Genomic DNA, 25,420 nt, shown 5'->3' on the forward strand with positions numbered 1-25,420 from the left:
ACAAAATGAGTAACATCCTGATTATCAACGGGGCGAAAAAATTCGCGCACTCCAACGGCCAGTTGAATGACACCCTGACCGAAGTTGCCGATGGGCTTCTGCGCGATCTGGGTCATCAGGTTAAGATCGTCCGCGCCGACAGCGACTATGACATTAAAGAAGAGGTGCAGAATTTCGTCTGGGCTGACGTGGTGATTTGGCAGATGCCAGGCTGGTGGATGGGCGCGCCATGGACAGTAAAAAAATATATGGATGATGTCTTTACCGAAGGTCACGGCACGCTCTATGCCAGCGATGGCCGCACGCGTTCCGATGCCGCTAAAAAGTACGGTTCCGGCGGTCTGGTGCAGGGGAAAAAATATATGCTGTCACTGACGTGGAACGCGCCGATGGAAGCATTTACCGAAAAAGATCAGTTTTTCCACGGCGTAGGCGTAGATGGCGTCTATCTGCCATTCCATAAAGCCAACCAGTTCCTGGGCATGGACGCGCTGCCAACGTTTATTGCCAACGACGTGATTAAAATGCCGGATGTTCCGCGCTATACCGCAGAATATCGCAAGCATCTGAGCGAAATTTTTGCTTAACTGGTCATCCTGGAATTAGAAGGAGTTAACCATGCTTACCGTCATTGCCGAAATTCGCACGCGTCCGGGCCAACATCACCGTCAGGCCGTCCTCGACCAGTTTGCGAAAATTATTCCAACCGTTCTTAAAGAAGAGGGGTGCCACGGTTACGCGCCGATGGTGGATCATGCCGCGGGCGTGAGTTTTCAGACTCTGGCGCCTGACTCGATCGTGATGATTGAACAGTGGGAAAGCGTTGCGCACCTTGAGGCGCATCTGCAAACCCCGCATATGAAAGCCTATAGCGACGCGGTAAAAGACGATGTGCTGGAAATGAATATTCGTATTCTGGAATCCGGCGTTTAAGTTATTACCCTCGTCTGACGTCGCCCTGATGCGATGCGCAAGTGTCGCCATCAGGCTGCGGCGTCATGTCGGATTCGCTTATCCGGCCTGCGGCGCGCAGACCGGATAAAGCGTGCAACAACCGTTACACGTCGAGATCCGCGAGATCGCCTTTTTCCTGTAGCCAGTTGCGTCGATCTTCAGAACGTTTCTTCGCCAGCAGCATATCCATCATCGCGTTAGTACGCTGATCGTCTTCATCGCTAATGGTGAGCTGCACCAGGCGGCGAGTATTTGGATCAAGCGTGGTTTCGCGTAACTGCATCGGGTTCATTTCACCCAGGCCTTTGAAACGCTGTACGTTCGGCTTACCTTTCTTACGCTTCAGTTGTTCCAGTACGCCCGCCTTCTCTTCTTCCGTCAGCGCGTAATAGACCTCTTTACCCAAATCGATACGGTATAGCGGCGGCAGCGCGACGTAGACATGACCATTCTTCACCAGCGCGCGGAAATGTCTGACAAACAGCGCGCAAAGCAGAGTAGCGATATGCAAACCATCGGAGTCCGCATCCGCCAGGATACAGATCTTGCCGTAGCGCAGCTGACTCAGATCGTCGCTGTCCGGATCGATACCGATCGCCACGGAAATATCATGCACCTCTTGCGAGGCAAGCACTTCATCGGAAGAGACTTCCCAGGTGTTAAGGATCTTACCTTTGAGCGGCATGATCGCCTGATATTCGCGATCGCGCGCCTGCTTGGCGGAACCGCCCGCCGAATCCCCTTCCACAAGGAACAGCTCGGTCCGATTAAGATCCTGCGCGGTACAGTCCGCCAGTTTCCCCGGCAACGCCGGACCGCTGGTGAGCTTTTTGCGTACCACTTTTTTTGCGGCGCGCAGTCGCCGCTGCGCGCTGGCAATCGCCATCTCTGCCAGTTGTTCCGCCGCCTGCACGTTCTGGTTCAGCCACAGGCTGAAGGCATCTTTCACCACGCCGGAAACAAATGCCGCACATTGACGCGACGACAGACGCTCTTTGGTCTGCCCGGCAAATTGCGGGTCCTGCATTTTCACGGAGAGCACATAAGCGCAGCGATCCCAGATATCTTCCGCCGACAGTTTGACGCCGCGCGGCAGAATATTGCGGTATTCGCAAAATTCGCGCATCGCGTCGAGCAGGCCCTGGCGCAGACCGTTGACGTGCGTCCCCCCCTGCATGGTCGGGATCAGGTTGACGTAGCTTTCCGTCAGTAATTCGCCGCCTTCCGGCAGCCACAATAGCGCCCAGTCAACAGCTTCCGTTTCACCGTTAAAATTACCGATAAACGGCTTTTCCGGCAGCGTCAGCAGGCCGTTTACCGCTTCGCCCAGATAGTCGTTCAGGCCATCCTGGTAGCACCAGCGCTGCTCGCTGTTATTCACTTCATCTTTAAAAGTGATTTCCACGCCGGGACACAGCACCGCTTTTGCTTTCAGAACGTGCATTAAGCGAGAGACAGAAAAACGCGGGCTGTCGAAGAAACTTTCGTCGGGCCAGAAATGGACGCTGGTGCCAGTATTACGTTTACCGCAGGTGCCGACAACCTGCAAATCCTGCACTTTTTCGCCGTTTTCAAACGCGATGTTATAGACCTGACCGTCGCGGCGCACGGTCACTTCCACGCGCTTTGACAGGGCATTCACTACCGAAATCCCCACCCCATGCAGACCACCAGAGAACTGATAGTTCTTATTGGAGAATTTACCGCCGGCATGAAGTCGACAGAGGATCAGTTCTACCGCCGGAACCCCCTCTTCCGGATGGATATCCACCGGCATCCCGCGTCCGTCGTCAATCACTTCCAGCGATTGATCGGCATGTAAAATGACATCCACGCGTTTGGCGTGACCTGCCAGTGCTTCATCCACACTATTATCAATCACTTCCTGACCCAAATGGTTGGGGCGGGTCGTATCGGTGTACATCCCCGGGCGGCGGCGTACCGGCTCAAGCCCAGTGAGTACCTCAATGGCATCAGCGTTATAAGTTTGCGTCATGGTTTAATTAGCAATTCGAATTGATTGTCAGCAACTGTGCAGTCCAAGAAAATCGACAATCTGGTTGAAATAATCTTCGAAGCCCGTGAATGCGTGATTACCACCCTCGGTCACTGTCTGACGGCAGGAGGCGTAATATGCCACCGCCTGGCGGTAATCCAGCACTTCATCGCCCGTCTGTTGCAGTAGCCAGATCAGGTCCGGCGCTTCCAGCGGGTCAATCTGCATGACTTTAAGATCATAAATATGGCGAGACTCTAGCACATATTGCTGCCCGGTGTAGGGGTTCTCGTTCTGACCGAGATAGTCGGTCAGTAATTCAAAGGGCCGCACGGCGGGATTCACCACCACAGCCGGCAGCATAAAACATTGCGACAGCCAGGTGGCGTAATAACCACCCAGCGACGATCCTACCAGCCCTAATGGCGCACCGCCATGCTCAAGCACGAGAGATTCCAGCAACTCCGCCGCATCGGCAGGATACGGCGGGAGTTGAGGGACGATCATCTCAACATGCGGATGACGCTCCGCCAGCCAGTTTTTTAGCTGGCACGCTTTTGCCGAGCGAGGGGAACTGTTGAATCCGTGCAAATAGAGAAGCGTAGACATCAGTATCCTTCCGAAGCGGTATCGGGTCGGAACCGGGTATCCTGCAGGCGATGCACTTCCGTCTCCAGGACGCCGTTCGCCCGGAGCTCCAGCGTACGCCAGCCCGGCGCGATAGTATCCAGCGTAAAGTTCGCGCAGTGTGGTTTGAACTGTACGCAGGTTGACGGCGACGCCAACAGACGGCGACCGTTCCAGTCAAGATCCAGCTCCTGGTGAATATGTCCGCATAACAGATATTTTACACGCGGGAAATTCGCCAGCACGCTATCCAGCTCACCGGCATTACGCAAGCTGTGCTGATCCAACCAACTGCACCCTGCCGGCAACGGATGGTGGTGCAAAAGGAGCAATGTCTGTCTCTCTGGCGCATCGGCGAGCTTACGCTCAAGCCATTCCAGTTGGAACTCGCTCAGTTCGCCATGCGGGACGCCAAACACCTGGCTATCCAGCAACAAAATCTGCCATTGTTCACCGATTAACACGCGTTTAGCCGGGGAAATCCCCGCCTCTTGCAGCGCGCTGTACATTGCCGGCTGAAAATCATGATTGCCCGGTAGCCAAACGCAAGGCGCGCGAAAGCTTGCGATACCCTCAGCAAAATGCTGATAAGCCGCAGCGGATTGATCCTGCGCCAGATCGCCGGTGGCCACGATCAGATCATATTCATACTGTTGCGCCCGAATAGCCTCCAGCACGGCCTGGTAACTTTCCCAGGTATTGACGCCTAACAGCGTTTCATGCTTTTCGGCAAACAGGTGAGTATCTGTAATTTGTAAAATCCTGACTCGGGCCTCACCAGCCAGAGGTAGGGTTAACAGGCTTTCCAAATGGTGTCCTTAGGTTTCACGACGCTAATAAACCGGAATCGCCATCGCTCCATGTGCTAAACAGAATCGTAGCCAGTCGGCCAGAAACTGATTAATTTGATGCTTTTCGTCGCGTTGATGCAACTTTTTATTTGGATAATCATACCGCGCTTTGAAGCGAAAGATCTGCTGGCTTGAACACACTTCAGCCACCATCGCATCATGGTAGAGGCGCACCGTCAGCGACGGCAGGCTCCAGTAGGTGATGGCTGGCGCCGTTTGCTCGATCGTTACAAGCGTAGTGTATCGGGTCGATTCCACAATCGTTAACCGATATTGTACGTTGCCCACCTGATAGCTCACCGTTTCACCGGGGGCGTCATTGCGCGGCAGCAGGCGGCGCAATTGCGAAAAATTGGTTTCGCACAAACGCATCATTTCTGGGAAGTCAGGTGTATAACGCTTCATTTTTTCCACTCGTTTTTTAACTCTTGATGATGCAACTGAAGCCATTGCAAAGCGATGACTGCGGCTGCGTTGTCGATTTTCCCCTCTTCTACCCACTGGTATGCCTGTTCCCGGCTTACCACATGAACCCGAATATCTTCGTTTTCATCCGCCAGACCATGAATACCTGCCGCGGTCGTGGCGTCCACTTCACCCACCAGAATAGATGAGCGCTCGCTGGTTCCTCCTGGACTCGCCAGGTAACTGATGACCGGTCGGGTGCGGCCTACGGTCAGCCCCGCTTCTTCCATCGCCTCCCGCCGGGCGACCGCCTCAATGGTTTCGCCTTCTTCTATCATGCCGGCGACCATCTCCAGCAGCCACGGCGTAACGCTTGTGTCATACGCGGCAATACGAATCTGTTCGACCAGCACCACCTCGTCACGTTCAGGGTCAAAGGGTAGCAAGACGGCGGCGTGCCCGCGCTCAAAAATTTCGCGCTTTACCTCGCCACTCATTTCTCCGTTGAATAAACGATGGCGGAATCGATACACATCCAATGAAAAAAAACCGCGATAGCGCGTTTCCCGTGCAATAATTTCTACATCGCTTTTGGTGAAAGTAACTGGCAAGTTGTCTGATTTACGCATTGTGCTGCCCTGCTAGCAATAATGATTAAATGATGAATTTCAAGGGTGGTTGACTGCTGTTTTATCACCCTTGTGGTAAATTGGTGCCAATTAAGGCTCGTATGGCACGTAACGCCAACTTTTTGCAGTGGCGGATTCTGCTAGAATCAGCAATTATTTTTACAAATTGATCAGCGCTAAATACTGCTTCACAACAAGGAATGCAAATGAAGAAATTGCTCCCCATCCTTATCGGCCTGAGCCTGTCGGGGTTCAGCACACTAAGCCAGGCAGAGAACCTGATGCAAGTTTATCAGCAAGCACGCCTGAGCAACCCGGAATTGCGTAAATCCGCTGCCGATCGCGATGCTGCATTCGAAAAAATTAACGAAGCGCGTAGTCCTTTACTGCCGCAACTAGGTTTAGGTGCCGACTACACCTACAGCAACGGTTATCGCGATGCGAACGGTATCAACTCCAATGAAACCAGCGCTTCCCTGCAATTAACGCAGACGCTATTTGATATGTCGAAATGGCGTGGGCTCACCCTGCAAGAAAAAGCAGCAGGCATTCAGGATGTCACCTATCAGACCGATCAGCAGACGCTGATCCTCAATACCGCGAACGCGTATTTTAAGGTATTGAACGCTATTGATGTGCTTTCCTATACCCAGGCACAAAAAGAGGCTATCTATCGTCAGTTAGATCAAACGACGCAACGTTTTAACGTGGGTCTGGTCGCCATTACCGACGTGCAAAACGCCCGTGCGCAATATGATACCGTACTGGCGAATGAAGTGACCGCCCGCAACAACCTGGATAACGCGGTAGAAGAGCTGCGCCAGGTAACCGGCAATTATTACCCGGAGCTGGCGTCGCTTAACGTCGAGCATTTTAAAACCGACAAACCCAAAGCTGTTAATGCGCTGCTGAAGGAAGCGGAAAACCGTAACCTGTCGCTGTTGCAGGCGCGTTTAAGTCAGGATCTGGCGCGCGAGCAAATCCGTCAGGCGCAGGATGGTCATCTGCCGACGCTGAATTTAACAGCCTCAACCGGCATTTCTGATACCTCTTATAGCGGTTCTAAAACCAACTCCGCCCAGTACGACGATAGCAACATGGGGCAGAATAAAATCGGCCTGAACTTCTCCCTGCCGCTGTATCAAGGCGGGATGGTTAACTCGCAGGTAAAACAGGCGCAGTATAACTTCGTCGGCGCAAGCGAACAGCTGGAAAGCGCGCACCGTAGCGTGGTGCAGACCGTACGTTCTTCCTTTAACAATATTAACGCCTCCATCAGCAGCATCAACGCGTATAAACAGGCAGTCGTTTCCGCGCAAAGTTCTTTGGATGCAATGGAAGCCGGTTACTCGGTCGGTACACGTACCATTGTTGACGTACTGGATGCCACCACCACTCTGTATGATGCCAAGCAGCAACTGGCCAACGCGCGTTATACCTATTTGATTAATCAGTTAAATATCAAATATGCGCTCGGTACGCTGAACGAGCAGGATCTGCTCGCGCTTAACAGTACGTTGGGTAAACCTATCCCGACGTCGCCGGAAAGCGTAGCGCCGGAAACGCCAGATCAGGATGCTGCCGCAGACGGTTATAATGCTCATAGCGCCGCGCCGGCAGTACAGCCGACCGCCGCTCGCGCCAACAGCAATAACGGCAATCCATTCCGGCATTGATAAGTTATTCGCTGGCGCTGCGTTTATCAGACCTGTGCCCTTGTAGGTCTGGTAAGCGCGGCGCTACCTGTCATAAAGCCGCGCCTGAACGTAAGACAACGTAAAGATCCTGCTATTCCGCCGCATTCTCGCCTTTTCTCGCTTCAATTTCGACCAGTCATCCTCTATTCTGAACGCATGTTGTATTTACCACTGGGTCCTGGAAGACAAATATGAAACGGACAAAATCCATCCATCACGCATCATTTCGCAAAAGCTGGAGCGCGCGGCATTTAACGCCGGTCGCCCTGGCGGTTACGGCTGTTTTTATGCTGGCTGGCTGTGAAAAAAGCGATGAAACCGTATCGCTGTATCAAAACGCTGATGACTGTTCAGCGGCGAATCCGGGCAAAAGCGCGGAGTGTACAACCGCGTATAACAATGCGCTGAAAGAGGCCGAACGTACTGCGCCTAAGTACGCTACACGCGAAGATTGCGTCGCTGAGTTTGGCGAAGGTCAGTGCCAGCAAGCGCCCGCACAGGCTGGCATGGCGCCGGAAAATCAGGCGCAGGCCCAACAATCCAGCGGCAGTTTCTGGATGCCGCTTATGGCAGGTTACATGATGGGGCGTCTGATGGGCGGCGGCGCAGGCTTTGCGCAACAGCCGCTGTTTAGCTCGAAAAACCCGGCCAGCCCTGCATACGGCAAATATACCGATGCGGCAGGTAAAAACTACGGCGCGGCGCAACCGGGCCGGACAATGACCGTACCGAAAACCGCGATGGCGCCGAAACCTGCTACCACAACAACCGTTACCCGCGGCGGTTTTGGCGAATCCGTCGCCAAACAGAGCACCATGCAGCGTAGCGCTGCCGGTACTTCAACACGTTCGATGGGCGGCTGATACGCATGGAAAGAGTCAGTATTACCGAGCGCCCGGACTGGCGCGATAAAGCGACTGAATACGGGTTTAATTTTCACACTATGTATGGTGAACCGTACTGGTGTGAAGACGCTTATTACAAGTTAACGCTCGCCCAGGTGGAAAAACTGGAAGACGTTACCGCCGAGCTGCACCAGATGTGCCTCAAGGTAGTAGAACGCGTCATCGCCAGCGATGAGCTGATGACGAAGTTTCGTATTCCAAAACATACCTGGGGTTTTGTTCGCCAGTCCTGGCAAACGCAACAACCGTCGCTCTATTCCCGCCTCGATCTGGCCTGGGACGGCATCGGCGAGCCTAAGCTGCTCGAAAATAATGCCGACACGCCAACGTCGCTGTATGAAGCGGCGTTTTTTCAGTGGATTTGGCTGGAAGATCAGATCAACGCGGGCAATCTGCCGGAAGGCAGCGATCAGTTTAATAGCCTGCAGGAAAAGCTGATTGAACGCTTTGCTGAACTTCGCGAGCAGTACGGTTTTCAGTTGCTGCATCTCACCTGCTGTCGCGATACGGTTGAGGATCGCGGCACCATTCAGTATTTACAGGATTGCGCGGCCGAAGCGGAAATCGCCACCGAATTTCTCTATATCGACGATATTGGTCTGGGGGAAAAAGGCCAATTTACGGATCTGCAGGATCAGGTCATTGCGAACCTGTTCAAGCTCTATCCGTGGGAATTTATGCTGCGCGAGATGTTTTCCACCAAGCTGGAAGATGCCGGCGTGCGCTGGCTGGAACCGGCCTGGAAAAGCATTATCTCCAATAAAGCGTTGTTGCCGCTGTTGTGGGAGATGTTCCCGGACCATCCGAATCTGTTGCCTGCGTATTTCGCCGAAGACGAACATCCGCCAATGGATAAATATGTCGTGAAACCGATCTTCTCCCGCGAAGGGGCGAACGTATCGATTATTGAGAACGGTAAAACGATCGAATCCGTGGAAGGCCCGTATGGCGAAGAGGGTATGATCGTGCAACAGTTCTATCCGCTGCCAAAATTCGGCGACAGTTACACCCTGATTGGTAGCTGGCTGATTAACGATCAGCCCGCCGGAATTGGTATCCGTGAAGATCGGGCGCTGATCACCCAGGATCTCTCCCGTTTCTATCCGCATATTTTTGTCGAAGGATAGATTCTCCTGTAAGCCCGATGCGCGTAGCGCCATCGGGCAACCATTCCGCGCCTTATCCGGCCTACCCCACCTGCACCGACAACATACTTATACTGCCCATCTCAATACCGTCGACCGGGATGGTGATAGGTTCCTTGCCGTCCCAGGCGCCAAGTACATATAGCAAAGGTAAAAAGTGCTCCGGCGTCGGGTTCGATAAGACCCCCCCTTCATGTTGCAGATAATTCACCAGCGGGTGCTGTTCTACCGGCCCCTGCCACGTCAGATTGGCTTTAACAAAGTCATTAAATGACGCCGCCCAGGGATACGGTATATTGTCACCGTGCCAACGCACAGTCCGCAGGTTATGAACCACATTCCCGCTGGCCACCAGCATCACGCCTTCGTCACGCAGCGTCGCCAGCTTACGACCCACCTCAAAATGCCATGCCGCCGGTTTGGTACTATCAACACTAAGCTGCACCATCGGGATATCCGCATTCGGGTACATCTTGATCAATACGCCCCAGGAGCCGTGATCAAATCCCCACGCTTCTTTATCGAGCGCGACGGGAACGGGAGCCAACAGTTCAACCAAACGCTGCGCCAGCGCAGGCGATCCAGGGGCCGGATAATGCGTGTCATACAGCGCCTGCGGAAAACCGCCAAAATCATGGAGAGTTTGCGGCCTTTCCATCGCTGTGACGCCCGTCCCGCGGGTATACCAGTGCGCCGACACCACCACTATCGCCTGTGGTCGAGGCAGGGCTTCCCCCAATCGCCGCCAGGCGCGGGTATAATCGTTATCGTCCAGCACGTTCATCGGGCTGCCATGCCCCAAAAACAATGCTGGCATACACGTTAAAGACATGATGTTATCCTTACAGGAAAGACATTTTGTTAACATCACCATACGCTTTCTTCACAGAGGAAGAACTCAGATAACTATGATGAAGATCATCAGTTATTTTGAAGGTCAGGTTCGGACGGCAAATTGATAAGGAGTAATGGATGTCAGTACCACTTATTCTGACCTTACTGGCGGGCGCCGCCACCTTTATTGGCGCGTTTCTTGGCGTTCTCGGCCAAAAACCGTCTAACCGCGTGCTGGCTTTTTCGCTGGGCTTCGCCGCAGGGATCATGCTGCTCATCTCACTGATGGAGATGCTGCCCGCCGCGCTTGATACCGAGGGAATGTCGCCCGTACTGGGCTACGGAATGTTTATTATCGGCCTGTTGGGCTACTTCGGGCTGGACCGCCTGCTTCCTCACGCTCATCCGCAGGATCTGGTGCAAAAGAGGCAGCAGCCGCTTCCCGGCTCGATAAAACGCACTGCGATTTTATTGACGCTCGGCATTAGCCTGCACAACTTTCCGGAAGGGATCGCCACCTTTGTCACTGCCAGCAGCAATCTTGAACTGGGTTTCGGCATCGCACTGGCGGTGGCGTTGCACAATATTCCTGAAGGTCTGGCGGTTGCCGGTCCGGTTTATGCCGCGACGGGCTCAAAACGTACCGCGATTTTTTGGGCCGGTATCTCCGGCATGGCGGAAATTCTTGGCGGCGTGCTGGCGTGGCTGATTTTGGGCAGTCTGGTTTCGCCAATCGTTATGGCGGCTATCATGGCGGCAGTCGCCGGTATTATGGTGGCGCTCTCCGTCGATGAACTGATGCCGCTGGCAAAAGAGATCGATCCTAACAATAACCCCAGCTATGGCGTGCTTTGCGGTATGTCCATCATGGGGCTCAGTCTCGTCATTTTGCAGACGATAGGTATCGGTTAAGAGAAACCTCGCGCCGGATGCAGGCCTTTAGCCAGGCAACATCCGGCTGCCCGTCAAGGATATGCGCTATTTCTGCTCATTCATCACGCTGTCACCTTCGCTCGTCTGGCGAAAACGTTTCGTTCGCGCTTCAAGTAATGCATCTCTGTCCTGCCGAAACGCTCTGCAATAACGCTTCATATGGCAAATATACCCTACTACCACCAGAACGATTAATATTATCCAATACCAGGCAATAAACATCCTTTTTACCCTTAAAATTTAACATCACTAAACATTTAACGTTAAAATTTTACATACCCTTATTTTGACGTATTCATATACTGGCATATTTGTGGAACAAATAAATGATTTTGATCATATAAATCAGTGGTGAAACACAATAATGAAAGAGGTATTAAGCAGAAAACAATGTCGATAAGATCACACTTCGTACTAATTTATATTGTTCTTAAAATATCACACTCCTACTATCGACTCACTCAGGCAATTAAAAAATATTGATACAAAATATACTTTAAAATAAGTAATAGCATCATGACTTATATTTAAAGACCAATCATTTACCTCATTTATCATTAATAAAAACATAGTATATACAGAAGTATTATATTTAGAAGTTGTATATAAGGAGATATATCCATGTTTGACCAATACCGGAAAACAATACTTGCCGGTGCCGTCGCACTGACATGCGGACTCACCGCAGCCAGTACGTTTGCCGCAGGTTTTCAACCGGCGCAGCCCGCAGGAAAATTAGGCGCAGTCGTTGTCGATCCTTACGGTAATGCCCCTCTCACCGCACTGGTGGAATTAGATAGCCATGTTATTTCAGACGTTAAAGTTACTGTACATGGCAAAGGGGAAAAAGGCGTTCCCGTTACTTATACCGTTGGGAAAGAGTCTTTAGAAACCTATGACGGTATTCCTATTTTTGGCCTTTATCAGAAATTTGCCAACAACGTCACAGTAGAATATAAAGAAAACGGCAAAGCCATGAAGGATGACTATGTGGTGCAGACGTCCGCCATCGTCAACCATTATATGGATAACCGTTCTATTTCAGATCTCCAGCAAACGAAAGTTATTAAAGTCGCGCCAGGATTTGAAGATCGCCTTTATCTGGTAAATACCCATACCTTTACGCCGCAGGGCGCTGAATTTCACTGGCACGGCGAAAAAGATAAAAATGCGGGCATTCTTGATGCCGGTCCGGCGGGCGGGGCTTTGCCTTTCGATATCGCCCCTTATACGTTTGTGGTCGACACCCAGGGTGAATATCGCTGGTGGCTGGATCAAGATACCTTCTACGACGGCCACGATATGAATATCAACAAACGCGGCTACCTGATGGGTATTCGTGAAACGCCTCGCGGCACCTTTACCGCGGTGCAGGGCCAACACTGGTACGAGTTTGACATGATGGGGCAAATTCTTGCCGATCATAAACTGCCGCGCGGGTTCCTGGATGCGTCTCATGAATCCATCGAAACCGTGAACGGCACCGTACTGCTGCGCGTCGGCAAACGCGATTACCGCAAAGAAGACGGCATACATGTTCATACGATTCGTGACCAAATCATTGAGGTCGATAAGTCTGGCCGCGTAGTAGACGTTTGGGATTTAACCAAAATCCTCGACCCTATGCGTGATGCGCTGCTCGACGCGCTGGATGCGGGCGCAGTATGCGTGAACGTCGATCTGGCCCATGCCGGGCAGCAGGCGAAACTCGAACCGGATACGCCGTATGGCGATGCGCTTGGCGTTGGTGCCGGTCGTAACTGGGCGCACGTCAACTCTATCGCTTATGACGCGAAAGACGACTCCATCATCCTTTCTTCCCGCCATCAGGGTATTGTAAAAATTGGTCGCGATAAGCAGGTGAAATGGATACTGGCACCGTCTAAAGGCTGGAATAAGCAGCTAGCCAGTAAATTGCTGAAGCCGGTAGACGATCATGGTAAGCCGTTGACCTGTGACGAAAACGGCAAGTGTAAGGACACCGATTTCGATTTCACCTATACCCAACATACGGCATGGCTTTCCAGCAAAGGCACGTTAACGGTCTTTGATAACGGCGATGGTCGCGGCCTGGAGCAACCGGCTCTACCGACCATGAAATATTCCCGTTTTGTCGAATATAAGATCGATGAGAAGAAAGGCACCGTACAACAAGTTTGGGAATACGGTAAAGAACGTGGATATGATTTCTATAGTCCTATTACCTCGGTTGTTGAATATCAAAAAGACCGCGACACCATGTTCGGCTTTGGCGGTTCTATTAACCTGTTCGACGTTGGTAAACCCACAGTCGGCAAACTGAATGAGATTGACTATAAAACGAAAGAAGTGAAAGTTGAAATTGATGTGCTGTCGGATAAGCCCAACCAGACTCACTATCGTGCGTTACTGGTTCATCCAACGCAAATGTTTAAATAAATCACGGGAAGGAATTAATATGTCATCTAAATGGATTACCTCTTTATTTAAAAGCGTAGTATTAACCGCGGCATTGGTCACTCCTTTTGCAGCATCGGCTTTTACCGAGGGCACAGATTATATGGTTCTGGAGAAACCGATTCCTAATGCGGATAAAACGCTGATTAAGGTATTTAGCTACGCCTGCCCTTTCTGCTACAAATATGACAAAGCCGTAACAGGTCCGGTTTCTGATAAAGTAGCCGATCTTGTTACGTTCACCCCGTTCCACCTGGAAACAAAAGGCGAATATGGCAAACAGGCCAGCGAAGTATTTGCAGTCCTGATCGCCAAAGATAAAGCTGCCGGGATTTCGTTATTTGATGCTAAATCACAATTCAAAAAAGCGAAGTTCGCCTGGTACGCGGCTTACCATGATAAGAAAGAGCGCTGGTCAGATGGGAAAGATCCGGCAGCATTTATTAAAACCGGGCTGGACGCCGCAGGCATGAGCCAGGCTGATTTTGAAGCGGCGCTGAAAGATCCTGCCGTTCAGGAGACTCTGGAAAAATGGAAAGCCGCCTATGACGTTGCCAAAATTCAGGGTGTTCCGGCTTACGTCGTCAACGGCAAGTACCTTATCTATACCAAAAACATCAAATCCATCGATTCTATGGCTGAACTCGTCCGGGAACTGGCCACTAAAAAATAAGCAGGGAAACGATTATGGATTTTATTAAGGGATTATGGCGAGACCTACGCGCAAGACCAGTAGATACGCTGGTGAGATGGCAGGAACAGCGCTTTCTGTGGCTGTTAATGGCCATCGCGATGGGAGGGTTAATTATCCTGGCGCACTCGTTCTTCCAAATCTATCTCTACATGGCGCCGTGCGAACAGTGTGTTTACATTCGTTACGCGATGTTTGTGATGGTAATTGGCGGGGTGATTGCGGCGATAAATCCCAAAAATATCGTGCTGAAGCTGATTGGCTGCATCGCGGCGTTTTATGGCAGCATTATGGGCATTAAGTTTTCTATTAAGCTTAATGGTATCCATCATGCGGTACATAATGCGGACCCCGATTCACTTTTTGGCGTGCAAGGATGTTCGACTGACCCGACCTTTCCTTTCAACTTACCGTTGGCGGAATGGGCACCGGAGTGGTTTAAACCTACCGGAGACTGCGGTTATGACGCGCCTATCGTCCCTGATGGCGTAACGCTCAGTAGCGTACAGCAGTGGTTTGTCGATCTCTACCAGCAGTCTGAAGGCTGGTATCTGCTTCCGCCTTGGCACTTTATGAACATGGCACAGGCATGTATGTTGGCCTTTGGGTTGTGCCTGATTCTGCTGCTGGTGATGAGCGGCGCCTGGGCATTGAAACTGGCCAGAGGAAAATAACCTGAATAGATAAACCAAAGCAGAGGTCTGCATTCAGGCCTCTGCTTTTCTCACAATAATTTTACCATTCAGCTTATTCGTCGTCCTTTGAAACTGAACGATATGGCACCGAAAGAATACAAAAAAGCCGATGACATCTCATCGGCTTTTTTCAACCATGATCCGTTCGATCAGCTGGCTTTGCGCTCATGCGCCTGGCGGTAAGCCACCAGATCTTCAATCGTGACCACCGCCATATTATGCTGGCCTGCAAACGCGATACACTCCGGCGCGCGCGCCATCGTCCCATCGTCGTTAGTCAACTCGCACAGTACACCTGCAGGTTTAAAACCAGCCAGCGTCATCAGATCGATGGTCGCCTCCGTATGACCGCCGCGCGTCAGCACGCCGCCCGCCTGAGCGCGTAGTGGGAAAACGTGCCCCGGACGGTTAAGATCGGACGGTTTTGCGCCATCCTTAATTGCCGCACGCACCGTAGTGACACGGTCAGCGGCGGAAACGCCGGTGGTCACGCCTTCTGCGGCTTCAATGGTCACGGTAAAACCGGTGCCGTAGGCGCTGGTGTTGTTTTCCACCATCATTGGCAAGTCGAGCTGCTTACGACGGTCTTCAGTAATACACAGGCAAACAATACCGCTACCGTGACGAATGGTTAACGCCATCTGTTCTACGGTCATCGTCTCTGCGGGGAAAATCATATCGCCTTCGTTTTCACGATCTTCATCATCAAGCACCATCACACCGCGTCCTTCACGCAGCGCATCCAGTGCAAGTTCAACACGTTCAAAAGGCGTACCAAAAGAGGAAAGTAGCGTCTGATTCATGGTAAAAAAACCTCATTAACATTATGGTTACCAGAATCAGGGCAGTCTTAGGAGTGCCGACAAGCGGCAAAAAAATAACGTGAGCGGGTCCATGCCCGACTGGATCGTTACCCTCTCCCATCCGGACTTTAACCGTCGGCCCCGGAATTACACCGGATCTGCTGACCTTTTCGCTATGGCAAAAAGCGCTCGCGGGCTTTCAACCTGCTCTCCGCGTTCCGTCACGGCGCGCCGTGATGAGAAATGCGTTAAACATCGCTGATTTACCGCCGGTGGGGAATTTCGCCCCGCCCTGAGAATAAGCGGGTTAACTATAACGCTATTGATTACCTTCATCAACGCCTTTACTCCGTATGACGTCACACAATTCTGGTTTATGGCGTCCACATATCGCACTACAATAAGAGCTAACACTTACCAGTTCAGGGAAACCACAATGATTGACCCGAAAAAAATTGAGCAAATCGCACGTCAGGTTCATGAGTCAATGCCGAAAGGTATTCGCGAGTTCGGGGAAGATATCGAGAAAAAAATCCGTCAAACGCTGCAATCTCAGCTGACGCGTCTCGATCTGGTGAGCCGCGAAGAGTTTGATGTCCAGACTCAGGTCTTGCTGCGCACCCGGGAAAAACTGGCGCTGCTGGAGCAACGCCTCAGCGAACTGGAAGCTCGCGACAAGCCTGAAGAAGTAAAACCCGCGCCCGCCATCCCGCCAGTCGATCCACAAGAGTAAAAACGTGAACGGGCCTGACGGCCCGCTCATATAAGATCTGAATAATGCCCTGCACCTGTAAAGGGAGCCTGCATTAGTGTTCTAATTCTAACCTTTTCGCCTGAGTCGCCTGCTGGCAGTAAAGCGCGTAACGCTTGCAAAACCAGTCGCGGTGCTCCTCGTCCATATTGCCGGTTACCGCCTGGATATCAACAGGACGCCCCTCCGCCTGCATTCTGGCAAAACTGCGCGCCAGAAAATCGAAATTATTCAATGAATAGACGTTATTGTTGTTCATCAGCATACCCTCCAGTTATTGAATTCTGTTAAGGCTATATGCTTTTTCTAATTTCAGTATTTCCCTATATGTACGGCGGTTTTATACATAACGTGCGCAAATTTAATGCGCAAAATCACAATATTCACCAAAGATAACGACGGATAAATCGCTTTTCGGACTTAAGGAGATATGGGTCACATGATATTGTAACGCAATGAAATAACAAGCATGAAAATTATCACGCGAACACCCTTCTGAAGGCGGCAACAAGGATAGAAAATATGACCTTATTTGCGGAGTATAACAGCCCCTATCTGTTTGCCATCGCGTTCGTTTTCTTTATCGGCGTGCTGGAGATGATTTCTCTGATTTTTGGCCACTTTCTTTCAGGCACGCTCGACGCCCATCTCGATCATTATGACGCCCTGTCATCTGGCCCTGCGGGCCAGGCGCTTCATTATCTGAATATTGGACGCGTTCCCGCCCTGGTCGTCCTCTGTCTATTGGCCGGTTATTTCGGCCTCTTCGGTATCCTCATCCAGCATGGCGGGATCATGCTCTGGCAAGCGCCGCTCAGCAATCTGCTGCTGGTCCCGTTGAGCATTGTCCTGTCGGTCTTTGCCGTGCATTACAGCGGAAAAATCCTCGCGCCCTGGCTACCCAGAGATGAAAGCTCCGCCCTCAGGGAAGAGGAATTTATCGGCGGCATGGCGATTATTACCGGCCACGCCGCCGTCGCCGGTACACCTTGCGAAGGAAAATTTACCGATAAGTTCGGCCAGATTCACTATTTACTGCTGGAACCCGAAAAGGGAAAAGAATTTAAAAAAGGAGACAAGGTGCTGATTGTCTACCGACTTTCCGCAACGCGTTATTTGGCTGAGCGTACCTTCTATGTCTAATTGAGAGGAACTTACATAATGGATGATGTTTTTGGCATATTGCCATCATGGATGTTTACCGCCATCGTTGCGGTTATCGTCTTACTAATTATCGGGATCATTTTTGCTCGCCTCTATCGCCGCGCATCTGCGGAACAGGCGTTTGTCCGTACCGGGCTTGGCGGGCAAAAAGTGGTGATGAGCGGCGGCGCTATTGTGATGCCAATCTTTCACGAAATTATTCCGATCAATATGAATACCCTAAAACTTGAAGTCAGCCGTGCTACCGTCGACAGTCTGATCACCAAAGATCGTATGCGCGTTGACGTGGTCGTTGCTTTCTTCGTGCGTGTAAAACCCTCTGTTGAAGGTATTGCCACCGCCGCACAAACGCTTGGTCAGCGAACTCTGTCGCCGGAAGATCTGCGTATGCTGGTTGAGGATAAATTCGTTGACGCCTTACGCGCTACCGCAGCCCAGATGACGATGCATGAGCTACAGGACACGCGTGAAAACTTCGTTCAGGGCGTACAAAACACCGTTGCGGAAGATTTGTCGAAAAACGGCCTGGAGCTGGAAAGCGTCTCATTAACCAACTTTAACCAAACGTCCAAAGAGCATTTCAATCCAAACAACGCCTTTGATGCCGAAGGGCTGACGAAACTGACGCAGGAAACCGAACGCCGCCGTCGTGAACGTAATGAAGTGGAACAGGATGTGGAAGTGGCGGTGCGCGAAAAGAACCGCGACGCGCTTGAGCGCAAGCTGGAAATCGAGCAGCAAGAAGCCTTTATGACTCTGGAGCAGGAGCAACAGGTTAAAACCCGCACCGCCGAACAAAACGCCAAAATTGCCGCTTTTGAGGCCGAGCGCCATCGTGAAGCAGAACAGACGCGCATACTTGCTGAGCGGCAGATCCAGGAGACGGAGATCGAACGTGAGCAAGCAGTACGGTCCAGGAAAGTTGAGGCCGAGCGTGAAGTACGTATTAAAGAGATCGAACAGCAACAGGTGACAGAAATCGCCAACCAGACGAAATCTATCGCCATTGCCGCCAAATCCGAGCAGCAATCGCAAGCGGAAGCGCGCGCCAACGACGCGCTGGCCGATGCGGTTCGCGCCCAGCAAAACGTAGAAACCACCCGCCAGACCGCCGAAGCGGATCGCGCCAAGCAGGTCGCTCTGATCGCCGCGGCACAGGATGCGGAAACCAAAGCGGTCGAACTGACCGTTCGGGCAAAAGCAGAGAAAGAAGCGGCAGAATTGCAAGCCGCCGCCATCATCGAACTGGCGGAAGCAACGCGTAAAAAAGGTTTGGCGGAAGCCGAAGCACAACGGGCGCTGAATGACGCTATCAACGTACTATCTGACGAACAAACCAGCCTCAAATTTAAACTAGCGCTCTTACAATCGTTGCCTGCTGTTATTGAGAAGTCTGTTGAACCGATGAAATCCATCGACGGCATTAAGATTATTCAGGTCGATGGCCTCAATCGCGGCGCGATGGCGGGCGACGTCGCCGCTGGCGGCGCTAACGGGGGAAACCTGGCGGAACAAGCGTTATCTGCCGCGCTCACCTATCGTACCCAGGCGCCGCTGATCGATTCGCTGTTAAACGAGATTGGCATCGCTGGCGGCTCGCTAAAGGCGCTGACCACGCCGTTGGTTTCATCGGCAACGGATGAGATTAATCGCGAAGCAACGGTAAAAGAGCAATAATCCCCGCCATATCTCCTGTCCCTGGTCATAAGACCGGGGATTTTTTTATCTTTTTTCCACCTTGTCTGTACAAAGCGTTATGACCAGCAGGCCATTTTGCGTGGGCGATCCAGTAACGCAAAATCGGCGGGAGAAAGCCCTTGCGTCAGACAGGCCACTCACCAACAATCGCGATGTCAGCAAGGGGCTTTAATAAGGAAAGGGTTATGATGCACCAGGTCATCATACTGATTGTTCTGTTACTGATAAGTTTCGCAGCTTACTAACAGCCAATCAGAGGGGGGAGAGATCCCCTCTCACCCTTATTCCTTTAATTTAGGTCGAAAAAAAAGCAGCGTCAACCGCGAGATACGCGTCGAAACAAAATGTCCGACGCGCCTTCAAAATCAGCGCCCGCAGCGTCTGTAACGCCTGATGACGCGGTTTTACTTTTCGCTCTCGGTCTGGATCTTTTTGATGATATTGGTCGTGGAACAACCATCTTCGAAGTTCAGCACCATGACTTCGCCGCCGTTGGCCCAGACCTCTTCGCTGCCCGCGATCTCTTCCGGCTTATAGTCGCCGCCTTTTACCAGCAGATCCGGCAGAATACCGGCAATCAGTCGTTGCGGCGTATCCTCTTCAAAAGAGACAACCCAGTCGACCGACTCCAGCGCGCCCAGCACGATCATACGCTGTTCGAGCGGATTAACCGGACGGCTTTCGCCTTTCAGACGTTTAGTCGAGGCGTCACTGTTGACCGCAACAATCAGGCGGTCGCCCAGTTTGCGCGCGTTCGCCAGATAAGAGACGTGGCCCGCGTGCAGAATATCGAAAACGCCGTTGGTCATGACCACTTTCTCGCCACGCTTACGCGCGCTGGCGACGGCCTGTCTCAACTCCTCTTCGGTCATGACGCCGAAACCGGTATCCGCGCGTCCGCGCACTGCGTTTTCCAGCTCAATAGGGGAAACCGTTGACGTCCCGAGCTTACCTACCACTACGCCCGCTGCCGCATTGGCGAAATAACACGCCTCCTCCAGGGTATTTCCCGCCGCCAGCGTCGCCGCCAGCACGCCGATCACCGTATCGCCCGCACCGGTAACATCATAAACTTCCTGCGCCTGCGTCGGCATATGTAGCGGCGCTTTATTCGGTTGCAGCAGCGTCATTCCCTGTTCGGAACGCGTGACCAACAGCGCGGAAAGGTCGTAATCGGCAATGAGCTTCATACCACGTTCAACCAGTTCGTCTTCGCTTTTACATTTCCCCGCGACCGCCTCGAATTCAGAAAGGTTTGGCGTCAGCAGCGTGGCGCCGCGGTAACGTTCAAAATCCGTTCCTTTCGGATCGATGAGCACCGGCACGCCCGCCTGGCGCGCCAGGGAAATCATAGTCTGCACGCTGGTCAGAGCGCCTTTGGCATAATCGGACAATACCAGCGCGCCGATCGATCCCAGCGCCTGGTTGATACGCTCATGCAACGGCTGCGGGTCCACGCCCTCAAAGCCTTCTTCAAAATCAAGACGAATGAGCTGCTGATTACGTGATAGTACGCGCAGTTTGGTAATCGTCGGATGCGTCGGCACAGAAACGAAGTCGCACTTCACATTGACCTCCGCCAACGTTTTGCTCAGCGCGCGCGCGGCGTCATCAATACCCGTCAGGCCGACCAGACGGGCGTTCGCTCCCAGAGACGCAATGTTCATCGCCACGTTCGCCGCGCCGCCCGGACGTTCCTCAACGGTATTTACCTTAACCACGGGCACCGGCGCTTCCGGTGAAATACGGCAAGTGGGGCCATACCAATAGCGATCCAGCATTACATCACCCACAACCATGACGCCTGCACGTTCAAACGCTGGCAGATTTACTTTCATTCCTGTCTCCTGAGAGATTCAAAATTTGCGCGCGATAATAGCATAATTCAAACGGCTACCAGCCACTTCCGCCAGCTTGCCTGCACCAGCGCGCGCTCTTTGCTAAAACACGTCTGCGCCACATGACCGGGAAGCTCCTGCAACGCCAGGTGGTGCAGTTCATCACGCAGTGTGGTGTAGGCTACCGTCAGCGCCTGCGCTTCGTGTTCATCCATAATGCCGTTTTGCGCCAGAAGCTCCAGGATGCGCACGTTATCAGACCAGCGCGTTAATTTAGGTTTTTCATGAGCGTAGCGCAGTACCAGATATTGCGCGATAAACTCAATATCCGTAATACCGCCTTCATCAGCTTTAATATCAAAACGATCGCGATGCTTATTGCCGAGATGCGCCCGCATTTTCTCGCGCATTTCACGCACTTCAGTCTGCAATGTCTTGCCGTCGCGCGCCGTCGTCATGATAGTGCGGCGTACCGCATCAAACTGTGAGGTAAGTTGTGGGTCGCCATATACCACGCGAGCGCGTACCAACGCCTGATGTTCCCAGGTCCAGGCTTCATGCTGCTGATAATCGGCAAACGCGTCCGCTGAAGTCACCAGCATTCCCGCCGCGCCAGAGGGGCGTAGACGCGCATCCACCTCATACAAAATGCCGGAGGAGGTGCGCGTACTGAACAGATGCATAATGCGCTGCGCCAGGCGCAGATAAAACTGCCGCCCGTCGATTTCGCGTTCGCCGTTGGTCATGACGTCCATCGGACAGTCATGCAGGAAGATGAGATCCAAATCGGAACTGTAGCCCAGCTCCCATCCGCCCAACTTGCCATAACCGACAACCGCAAACCCCCGCCCCTGGCGCTCGTCCAGATGCGCTGGCTGACCATAACGCGCAACCATTTGCGTCCACGCCTGCTGCACCACAGCATCAATCATCGCCTCCGCCAGCCATGTGAGGTGATCGCTCACTTTCATCACCGGCAGCGTACCGGCAATATCCGCCGCCGCAATCCGCAAAAGCTGTGCCTGTTTAAACTGGCGTAATGCCTCCAGTTGTTGTTCTTCGTCTTCTTCCGGCACGCGCAGTAAATATTGACGTAATTCGTCGCGGTAAGCGTCGGTAGCCGTCGGCTGATAAAGCGTGCCGGGGTCGAGCAGTTCATCAAGCAACAACGGATAACGCGCCAGTTGGCTCGCTATCATTGGCGAAGCGGCGCAGAGCATAATCAGGTGTTTCAGCGCGCCGGGAAATTCGCTCAGCAGCTCCAGATAGGTGGTGCGAGTGACAATCCCCGCCAGCAACGGCGTTATCCGCGATAGCGTAACAGCGGCGTCTTCGCGGGAACAAACGTCAGCAAGCAGGTGCGGCATCAGTTGGTCCAGCACTTGCCGCCCGCGCGGGCCGATAGGGCGTTTATCCAGTTCCTTACGGAAGTCAGCGATGAGGGTCAGAACTTGTCGCCGATCCTCATCGGCTAAATGCGCCAGCACTGGCGTCGAATCATCCTCCTGTAGCGCATCCTGCCATACTTCACGCCACGGCTCTGAACGTTCTTCCTCCTGCGGGGTATCGGCTTCATCATCGCCAATTAATTCGTTGAATACGCGGCGTACATTAGCCATATGATCCGTCAGTTCGCCAACAAGCTGCGGCCAATTCTCCGCCTTCATTCCCCAGGCCAGCCGCGCCCGATTCAGATCGTCGGCAGGCAGCGTTTGCGTCTGTTCGTCATTGATGCTTTGCAGCAGATTCTCCAGACGACGTAGAAAAAGATAGGCCACGCGCAGTTGCGCCACGTCATTCTCAGGCAGCAAATGCAGCGCAGCGATAGCATCCAGCGTCGGCAGTAACGAACGCGACTGTAGCGACGGCTCGCGTCCGCCGCGGATGAGCTGGAATACCTGCACGATAAACTCAATTTCACGAATACCGCCCGCGCCAAGTTTAATGTTGTCTTTCAAACCGCGGCGTCGCACTTCGCGGGCGATCATCCCTTTCATATTACGTAGCGACTGGATGACGCTGAAATCGATATAGCGGCGGAAAACGAAAGGCCGCAGCATGGCGCGTAATTCACGAGACCAGGCGTCGTCGTTATCGCCCATTAGCCGCGCTTTCACCATAGCGTAGCGTTCCCAGTCGCGTCCTTGTTCCTGATAGTAATCCTCCAGCGCGGCAAAACTCAGTACCAGCGGGCCGCTGTCGCCAAACGGTCGCAGGCGCATGTCCACCCGATAGACAAAACCATCCATTGTGGGCTGATCCAGCGCTTTGATCAGCCGCTGCCCGAGACGCGTAAAAAACTGGGCGTTATCGAGTTCACGGCGCCCGCCCCGGGTCTCGCCATGTTCCGGCCAGGCGAAAATCAGATCGATATCAGACGAAAAATTCAGTTCGCCACCGCCCAGCTTGCCCATGCCTAAAATCAGCAGCGGCTGCGGAACGCCCTGCGGGTTACAGGGGGTTCCCCATTCGCGGCAACAGGCGGCATACAGCCAGTCACGCGCCCCCACGATGAGCGTCTCCGCCAGATGGCTCAACTGTTGTAAAATAGTCTCGTCGTCCACCAGCGACAGCGTCTGCGCCCAGGCGATGCGTACCATGATGCGACGACGAAAAAGCCTCAGTTCACGCATCAGCGAGGCGTCGTCACAGACACCTGCCAACGCCTCCTGTAACCAGCCAGCATAATGTCGCCATTCATCAGCCTGCGGCGATGCGGATTCCAGTTCGGCAAGCCACTCCGGATGCGCTATCACGCTATCCAGCGCAAAATCGCTAAATGTAAGTACTGACTTCGCCTGCACGCTAAGCGATGTCTCAGTAAATCCTTCTGGTAGGCGCTCAACAACGGTCTGCCAGTACTGCGATAAGGGTGAAGAGAGCGGCGTCATTTAGGGGATATCCTTTAAATAATGCCGGATGGCGGCATTTCGCCTGACCCGGCCTACAAGTCCGCATACCGTAAGCCTGATAAGCGCAGCGTCATCAGGCGCTTTCTACGGTTCTGATTATCGTTTTCCGCTGTGCAACCAGAACGGCTGCTGGTTAATGGCCTCATTACGGAAATGTTCAATTTCAATACGTTGTCCGGTAATAATGGCGTGACGCAATCCCTGCCAGTTCTCCAGCCATGCCTGCGCGATCATCGCATCATAATACCCAGCCAGCAGTAAAACGCTGTCGATATCGCGAGTCAAACGCGGCAACTGGTCGCGATACTTATCACCCAGCGGTTGTCCAAAGACTTTTTTTAATTCAGCAGCATGACGAGAAAGATGAATGTCGGCGAAACGCTTAAAAGAATCGGCCATTTTGGCCTGCGCCTTCGCGTCCAGAAATGGCTGCCAGGCTTTCGTCACCAGCCATTCCGTCAATGCCAGTTTCGCCATCGCCGTTTGCGTACTATAAACGGCTGTGACGGCGGACACCGCGGATGTCATCGTCGCTTCCGCCTGGGTAAGTAGATCACGTAAGTGAGCGCTCGCTTTACGTGGAACAATGCCACCAAAAAGCATTAAGGCATGGCGCACTAATCCCATAGCATCCAGCACGTGTTCTTTCGCCGACTCGTCGCCGCGCAGCCAGAGCTCTTCATGGTACTGCCACTGTGACAACGCCAGATCCAGCGAGGCCTCCAGCCCTTGCTCTACCGTGGCTTTCGCGACGGTCCGCAGAATTGTCGTTGGTGTATTCTCTCGCGGCGCATTCCCCTGCGCCAGATGATAACCTCGCGCCGCCTTACTCAGACTGCCCTGACGCAAACCGGTTTGCGACAGCAGTTGCTTCGCCAGTTTTAACACGGCGCGCGTATCGCCGCGAAGCAACTCAAGCTCCAGCTCACAAATCGGTTCGGCAAACTCGCCCGCTTTTACGTCGCCGAGATCGAGCGCAATTTCAATCCTGCTGCCGTCAACGTCCAGACACCATTTTTCCCGGTAAAAATCGGTACTGAACAGCGGCTGTACGCTTGATGCCAGGCCGGCGGGCAGGTTACCATCCGGCCAGACCTCCGCCGGAAGTTGCGTCAGATCCAGCACGGGTTCGCTTAGCGCGACATTGTATTCGGGTCGCTGGTGCAGCCCGCCCGTTACCCGGCCGGCAATTTTCATGGTCATTTCATAGCGCCCATTTTCACCACGAATACGCAGCCCCATATCATGGCGGCGTAGCCAGTTATCAGGCGTTTCGAAGTAGATATTCAGCAACTGGCTGGGCGCATGATGCTCACCGCCGAGCGTATGAAGATGATTTCGCAGCGCATCTACGGCGTCGTGATTGACGATAAACTTTAATTCGATTTCCTGAGCCATGGCCTTGTACTTATGGGTTATGTCACATCTGGGAAGATTCTTGGCGAACTTACCCGCA

The 25,420-nt window shown here is 52.8% G+C and carries 25 protein-coding genes and 1 riboswitch; of the genes, 13 read left to right on the plus strand and 12 right to left on the minus strand.

The window, feature by feature from the left end:
* The first annotated feature begins 5 nt into the window (after positions 1 to 5).
* Positions 6 to 587, plus strand: a complete 582-nt coding sequence (locus NA389_RS15945; RefSeq protein ID WP_000065416.1) for an NAD(P)H-dependent oxidoreductase — start codon at positions 6 to 8, stop codon at positions 585 to 587.
* A gap of 31 nt (positions 588 to 618) precedes the next feature.
* On the plus strand, positions 619 to 933 hold the full coding sequence (locus tag NA389_RS15950; protein ID WP_000958587.1) for a putative quinol monooxygenase: 315 nt from the start codon (positions 619 to 621) through the stop codon (positions 931 to 933).
* Between the two features lie 124 nt (positions 934 to 1,057).
* Here the strand turns inward: NA389_RS15950 and parE are convergent, their stop codons facing one another.
* From parE to nudF, 5 genes are read right to left on the minus strand one after another with little or no spacing between them, the layout of a single operon-like run.
* On the minus strand, positions 1,058 to 2,950 hold the full coding sequence (parE, locus tag NA389_RS15955) for a DNA topoisomerase IV subunit B (RefSeq protein ID WP_000195315.1): 1,893 nt from the start codon (positions 2,948 to 2,950) through the stop codon (positions 1,058 to 1,060).
* Positions 2,951 to 2,977: 27 nt separating this feature from the next.
* Positions 2,978 to 3,559 (minus strand): esterase YqiA, encoded by a 582-nt coding sequence (yqiA, locus tag NA389_RS15960; RefSeq protein ID WP_000105725.1) that lies wholly within the window; start codon positions 3,557 to 3,559, stop codon positions 2,978 to 2,980.
* Complete coding sequence (cpdA, locus tag NA389_RS15965) at positions 3,559 to 4,386, minus strand: 3',5'-cyclic-AMP phosphodiesterase (RefSeq protein WP_000444735.1); 828 nt, start codon at positions 4,384 to 4,386, stop codon at positions 3,559 to 3,561. The genes yqiA and cpdA overlap by 1 nt, the downstream gene beginning before the upstream one ends.
* Before the next feature lie 24 nt (positions 4,387 to 4,410).
* Positions 4,411 to 4,833 (minus strand): DUF1249 family protein, encoded by a 423-nt coding sequence (locus NA389_RS15970; RefSeq protein ID WP_000833404.1) that lies wholly within the window; start codon positions 4,831 to 4,833, stop codon positions 4,411 to 4,413.
* Complete coding sequence (gene nudF / locus NA389_RS15975) at positions 4,830 to 5,462, minus strand: ADP-ribose diphosphatase (protein WP_001231950.1); 633 nt, start codon at positions 5,460 to 5,462, stop codon at positions 4,830 to 4,832. The genes NA389_RS15970 and nudF overlap by 4 nt, the downstream gene beginning before the upstream one ends.
* A gap of 200 nt (positions 5,463 to 5,662) precedes the next feature.
* On the opposite strand from nudF, the gene tolC reads away from it, so the two are divergent.
* From tolC to NA389_RS15990, 3 genes are all read left to right on the plus strand, one after another.
* The gene (gene tolC / locus NA389_RS15980; RefSeq protein ID WP_015899378.1) at positions 5,663 to 7,138 is read left to right on the plus strand and encodes an outer membrane channel protein TolC; all 1,476 of its coding nucleotides are present in this window, start codon (positions 5,663 to 5,665) and stop codon (positions 7,136 to 7,138) included.
* A gap of 212 nt (positions 7,139 to 7,350) precedes the next feature.
* Positions 7,351 to 8,022: a DUF1190 family protein gene (locus tag NA389_RS15985; RefSeq protein WP_000831528.1), complete on the plus strand. Its 672-nt coding sequence runs from the start codon at positions 7,351 to 7,353 to the stop codon at positions 8,020 to 8,022.
* 5 nt (positions 8,023 to 8,027) lie between these two features.
* The gene (locus NA389_RS15990) at positions 8,028 to 9,191 is read left to right on the plus strand and encodes a glutathionylspermidine synthase family protein (RefSeq protein ID WP_000442833.1); all 1,164 of its coding nucleotides are present in this window, start codon (positions 8,028 to 8,030) and stop codon (positions 9,189 to 9,191) included.
* Positions 9,192 to 9,252: 61 nt separating this feature from the next.
* Here the strand turns inward: NA389_RS15990 and ygiD are convergent, their stop codons facing one another.
* Positions 9,253 to 10,041: a 4,5-DOPA dioxygenase extradiol gene (gene ygiD, locus NA389_RS15995; RefSeq protein WP_001530830.1), complete on the minus strand. Its 789-nt coding sequence runs from the start codon at positions 10,039 to 10,041 to the stop codon at positions 9,253 to 9,255.
* Positions 10,042 to 10,181: 140 nt separating this feature from the next.
* Here ygiD and zupT point away from each other — a divergent pair, with 140 nt between their 5' ends.
* Positions 10,182 to 10,955, plus strand: coding sequence for a zinc transporter ZupT (gene zupT / locus NA389_RS16000; protein ID WP_000115874.1), 774 nt, complete (start codon positions 10,182 to 10,184; stop codon positions 10,953 to 10,955).
* A 66-nt stretch (positions 10,956 to 11,021) separates the two neighbouring features.
* On the opposite strand, the gene NA389_RS16005 is transcribed toward zupT, so the two are convergent.
* Positions 11,022 to 11,198: a hypothetical protein gene (locus NA389_RS16005; RefSeq protein WP_000469259.1), complete on the minus strand. Its 177-nt coding sequence runs from the start codon at positions 11,196 to 11,198 to the stop codon at positions 11,022 to 11,024.
* Positions 11,199 to 11,597: 399 nt separating this feature from the next.
* Here NA389_RS16005 and NA389_RS16010 point away from each other — a divergent pair, with 399 nt between their 5' ends.
* The 3 genes from NA389_RS16010 to dsbI are packed head-to-tail and all read left to right on the plus strand — an operon-like array spanning position 11,598 to position 14,777.
* Entirely contained in the window at positions 11,598 to 13,394 is a 1,797-nt protein-coding gene (locus tag NA389_RS16010) for an aryl-sulfate sulfotransferase (RefSeq protein WP_000460264.1), read from the plus strand.
* Positions 13,395 to 13,413: 19 nt separating this feature from the next.
* On the plus strand, positions 13,414 to 14,085 hold the full coding sequence (locus NA389_RS16015; protein ID WP_000096230.1) for a thiol:disulfide interchange protein DsbA/DsbL: 672 nt from the start codon (positions 13,414 to 13,416) through the stop codon (positions 14,083 to 14,085).
* A 14-nt stretch (positions 14,086 to 14,099) separates the two neighbouring features.
* Positions 14,100 to 14,777 carry a protein-disulfide oxidoreductase DsbI gene (gene dsbI / locus NA389_RS16020; protein ID WP_000345576.1) on the plus strand — a complete coding sequence of 226 codons (678 nt, stop codon included), beginning with the start codon at positions 14,100 to 14,102 and terminating at the stop codon, positions 14,775 to 14,777.
* Positions 14,778 to 14,947: 170 nt separating this feature from the next.
* Here the strand turns inward: dsbI and ribB are convergent, their stop codons facing one another.
* Positions 14,948 to 15,601, minus strand: coding sequence for a 3,4-dihydroxy-2-butanone-4-phosphate synthase (gene ribB / locus NA389_RS16025; protein ID WP_001076978.1), 654 nt, complete (start codon positions 15,599 to 15,601; stop codon positions 14,948 to 14,950).
* Positions 15,602 to 15,706: 105 nt separating this feature from the next.
* Positions 15,707 to 15,905, minus strand: a riboswitch (FMN riboswitch).
* A gap of 132 nt (positions 15,906 to 16,037) precedes the next feature.
* Here ribB and ubiK point away from each other — a divergent pair.
* Positions 16,038 to 16,334, plus strand: coding sequence for a ubiquinone biosynthesis accessory factor UbiK (ubiK, locus tag NA389_RS16030; protein WP_000566824.1), 297 nt, complete (start codon positions 16,038 to 16,040; stop codon positions 16,332 to 16,334).
* A 73-nt stretch (positions 16,335 to 16,407) separates the two neighbouring features.
* On the opposite strand, the gene glgS is transcribed toward ubiK, so the two are convergent.
* Positions 16,408 to 16,617, minus strand: a complete 210-nt coding sequence (gene glgS, locus NA389_RS16035) for a cell surface composition regulator GlgS (protein ID WP_000928927.1) — start codon at positions 16,615 to 16,617, stop codon at positions 16,408 to 16,410.
* A 257-nt stretch (positions 16,618 to 16,874) separates the two neighbouring features.
* Between glgS and NA389_RS16040 the strand changes: the two genes are divergently transcribed.
* The 3 genes from NA389_RS16040 to NA389_RS16050 all read left to right on the plus strand — a co-directional run bounded on the left by NA389_RS16040 (position 16,875) and on the right by NA389_RS16050 (position 19,459).
* A complete protein-coding gene (locus NA389_RS16040; protein ID WP_000171746.1) occupies positions 16,875 to 17,495 on the plus strand; it encodes an OB-fold-containig protein in 621 nt (206 codons plus the stop codon).
* An 18-nt stretch (positions 17,496 to 17,513) separates the two neighbouring features.
* Entirely contained in the window at positions 17,514 to 19,193 is a 1,680-nt protein-coding gene (locus tag NA389_RS16045) for a flotillin family protein (protein ID WP_000342876.1), read from the plus strand.
* Positions 19,194 to 19,399: 206 nt separating this feature from the next.
* Positions 19,400 to 19,459: a type I toxin-antitoxin system Ibs family toxin gene (locus NA389_RS16050; RefSeq protein WP_001804776.1), complete on the plus strand. Its 60-nt coding sequence runs from the start codon at positions 19,400 to 19,402 to the stop codon at positions 19,457 to 19,459.
* A gap of 159 nt (positions 19,460 to 19,618) precedes the next feature.
* Here the strand turns inward: NA389_RS16050 and hldE are convergent, their stop codons facing one another.
* The 3 genes from hldE to NA389_RS16065 form a co-directional block, all read right to left on the minus strand.
* Positions 19,619 to 21,052: a bifunctional D-glycero-beta-D-manno-heptose-7-phosphate kinase/D-glycero-beta-D-manno-heptose 1-phosphate adenylyltransferase HldE gene (gene hldE, locus NA389_RS16055; RefSeq protein ID WP_000867682.1), complete on the minus strand. Its 1,434-nt coding sequence runs from the start codon at positions 21,050 to 21,052 to the stop codon at positions 19,619 to 19,621.
* Positions 21,053 to 21,099: 47 nt separating this feature from the next.
* Positions 21,100 to 23,943, minus strand: a complete 2,844-nt coding sequence (glnE, locus tag NA389_RS16060) for a bifunctional [glutamate--ammonia ligase]-adenylyl-L-tyrosine phosphorylase/[glutamate--ammonia-ligase] adenylyltransferase (RefSeq protein ID WP_000188315.1) — start codon at positions 23,941 to 23,943, stop codon at positions 21,100 to 21,102.
* Between the two features lie 117 nt (positions 23,944 to 24,060).
* Positions 24,061 to 25,362 carry a CYTH domain-containing protein gene (locus NA389_RS16065; RefSeq protein WP_000046231.1) on the minus strand — a complete coding sequence of 434 codons (1,302 nt, stop codon included), beginning with the start codon at positions 25,360 to 25,362 and terminating at the stop codon, positions 24,061 to 24,063.
* Positions 25,363 to 25,420: the final 58 nt, after the last annotated feature.

The organism is Salmonella sp. NW645, from assembly GCF_051703725.1.
In the GTDB taxonomy this organism is placed as follows: domain Bacteria; phylum Pseudomonadota; class Gammaproteobacteria; order Enterobacterales; family Enterobacteriaceae; genus Salmonella; species Salmonella enterica.

Coding starts and splice junctions, on each gene's coding strand:
- NA389_RS15945 (WP_000065416.1), top strand. CDS start 6: ATGAGTAACATCCTGATTATCAACGGGGCGAAAAAATTCGCGCACTCC.
- NA389_RS15950 (WP_000958587.1), top strand. CDS start 619: ATGCTTACCGTCATTGCCGAAATTCGCACGCGTCCGGGCCAACATCAC.
- parE (WP_000195315.1), bottom strand. CDS start 2,950: ATGACGCAAACTTATAACGCTGATGCCATTGAGGTACTCACTGGGCTT.
- yqiA (WP_000105725.1), bottom strand. CDS start 3,559: ATGTCTACGCTTCTCTATTTGCACGGATTCAACAGTTCCCCTCGCTCG.
- NA389_RS15970 (WP_000833404.1), bottom strand. CDS start 4,833: ATGAAGCGTTATACACCTGACTTCCCAGAAATGATGCGTTTGTGCGAA.
- nudF (WP_001231950.1), bottom strand. CDS start 5,462: ATGCGTAAATCAGACAACTTGCCAGTTACTTTCACCAAAAGCGATGTA.
- tolC (WP_015899378.1), top strand. CDS start 5,663: ATGCAAATGAAGAAATTGCTCCCCATCCTTATCGGCCTGAGCCTGTCG.
- NA389_RS15985 (WP_000831528.1), top strand. CDS start 7,351: ATGAAACGGACAAAATCCATCCATCACGCATCATTTCGCAAAAGCTGG.
- NA389_RS15990 (WP_000442833.1), top strand. CDS start 8,028: ATGGAAAGAGTCAGTATTACCGAGCGCCCGGACTGGCGCGATAAAGCG.
- ygiD (WP_001530830.1), bottom strand. CDS start 10,041: ATGTCTTTAACGTGTATGCCAGCATTGTTTTTGGGGCATGGCAGCCCG.
- zupT (WP_000115874.1), top strand. CDS start 10,182: ATGTCAGTACCACTTATTCTGACCTTACTGGCGGGCGCCGCCACCTTT.
- NA389_RS16005 (WP_000469259.1), bottom strand. CDS start 11,198: ATGTTTATTGCCTGGTATTGGATAATATTAATCGTTCTGGTGGTAGTA.
- NA389_RS16010 (WP_000460264.1), top strand. CDS start 11,598: ATGTTTGACCAATACCGGAAAACAATACTTGCCGGTGCCGTCGCACTG.
- NA389_RS16015 (WP_000096230.1), top strand. CDS start 13,414: ATGTCATCTAAATGGATTACCTCTTTATTTAAAAGCGTAGTATTAACC.
- dsbI (WP_000345576.1), top strand. CDS start 14,100: ATGGATTTTATTAAGGGATTATGGCGAGACCTACGCGCAAGACCAGTA.
- ribB (WP_001076978.1), bottom strand. CDS start 15,601: ATGAATCAGACGCTACTTTCCTCTTTTGGTACGCCTTTTGAACGTGTT.
- ubiK (WP_000566824.1), top strand. CDS start 16,038: ATGATTGACCCGAAAAAAATTGAGCAAATCGCACGTCAGGTTCATGAG.
- glgS (WP_000928927.1), bottom strand. CDS start 16,617: ATGCTGATGAACAACAATAACGTCTATTCATTGAATAATTTCGATTTT.
- NA389_RS16040 (WP_000171746.1), top strand. CDS start 16,875: ATGACCTTATTTGCGGAGTATAACAGCCCCTATCTGTTTGCCATCGCG.
- NA389_RS16045 (WP_000342876.1), top strand. CDS start 17,514: ATGGATGATGTTTTTGGCATATTGCCATCATGGATGTTTACCGCCATC.
- hldE (WP_000867682.1), bottom strand. CDS start 21,052: ATGAAAGTAAATCTGCCAGCGTTTGAACGTGCAGGCGTCATGGTTGTG.
- glnE (WP_000188315.1), bottom strand. CDS start 23,943: ATGACGCCGCTCTCTTCACCCTTATCGCAGTACTGGCAGACCGTTGTT.
- NA389_RS16065 (WP_000046231.1), bottom strand. CDS start 25,362: ATGGCTCAGGAAATCGAATTAAAGTTTATCGTCAATCACGACGCCGTA.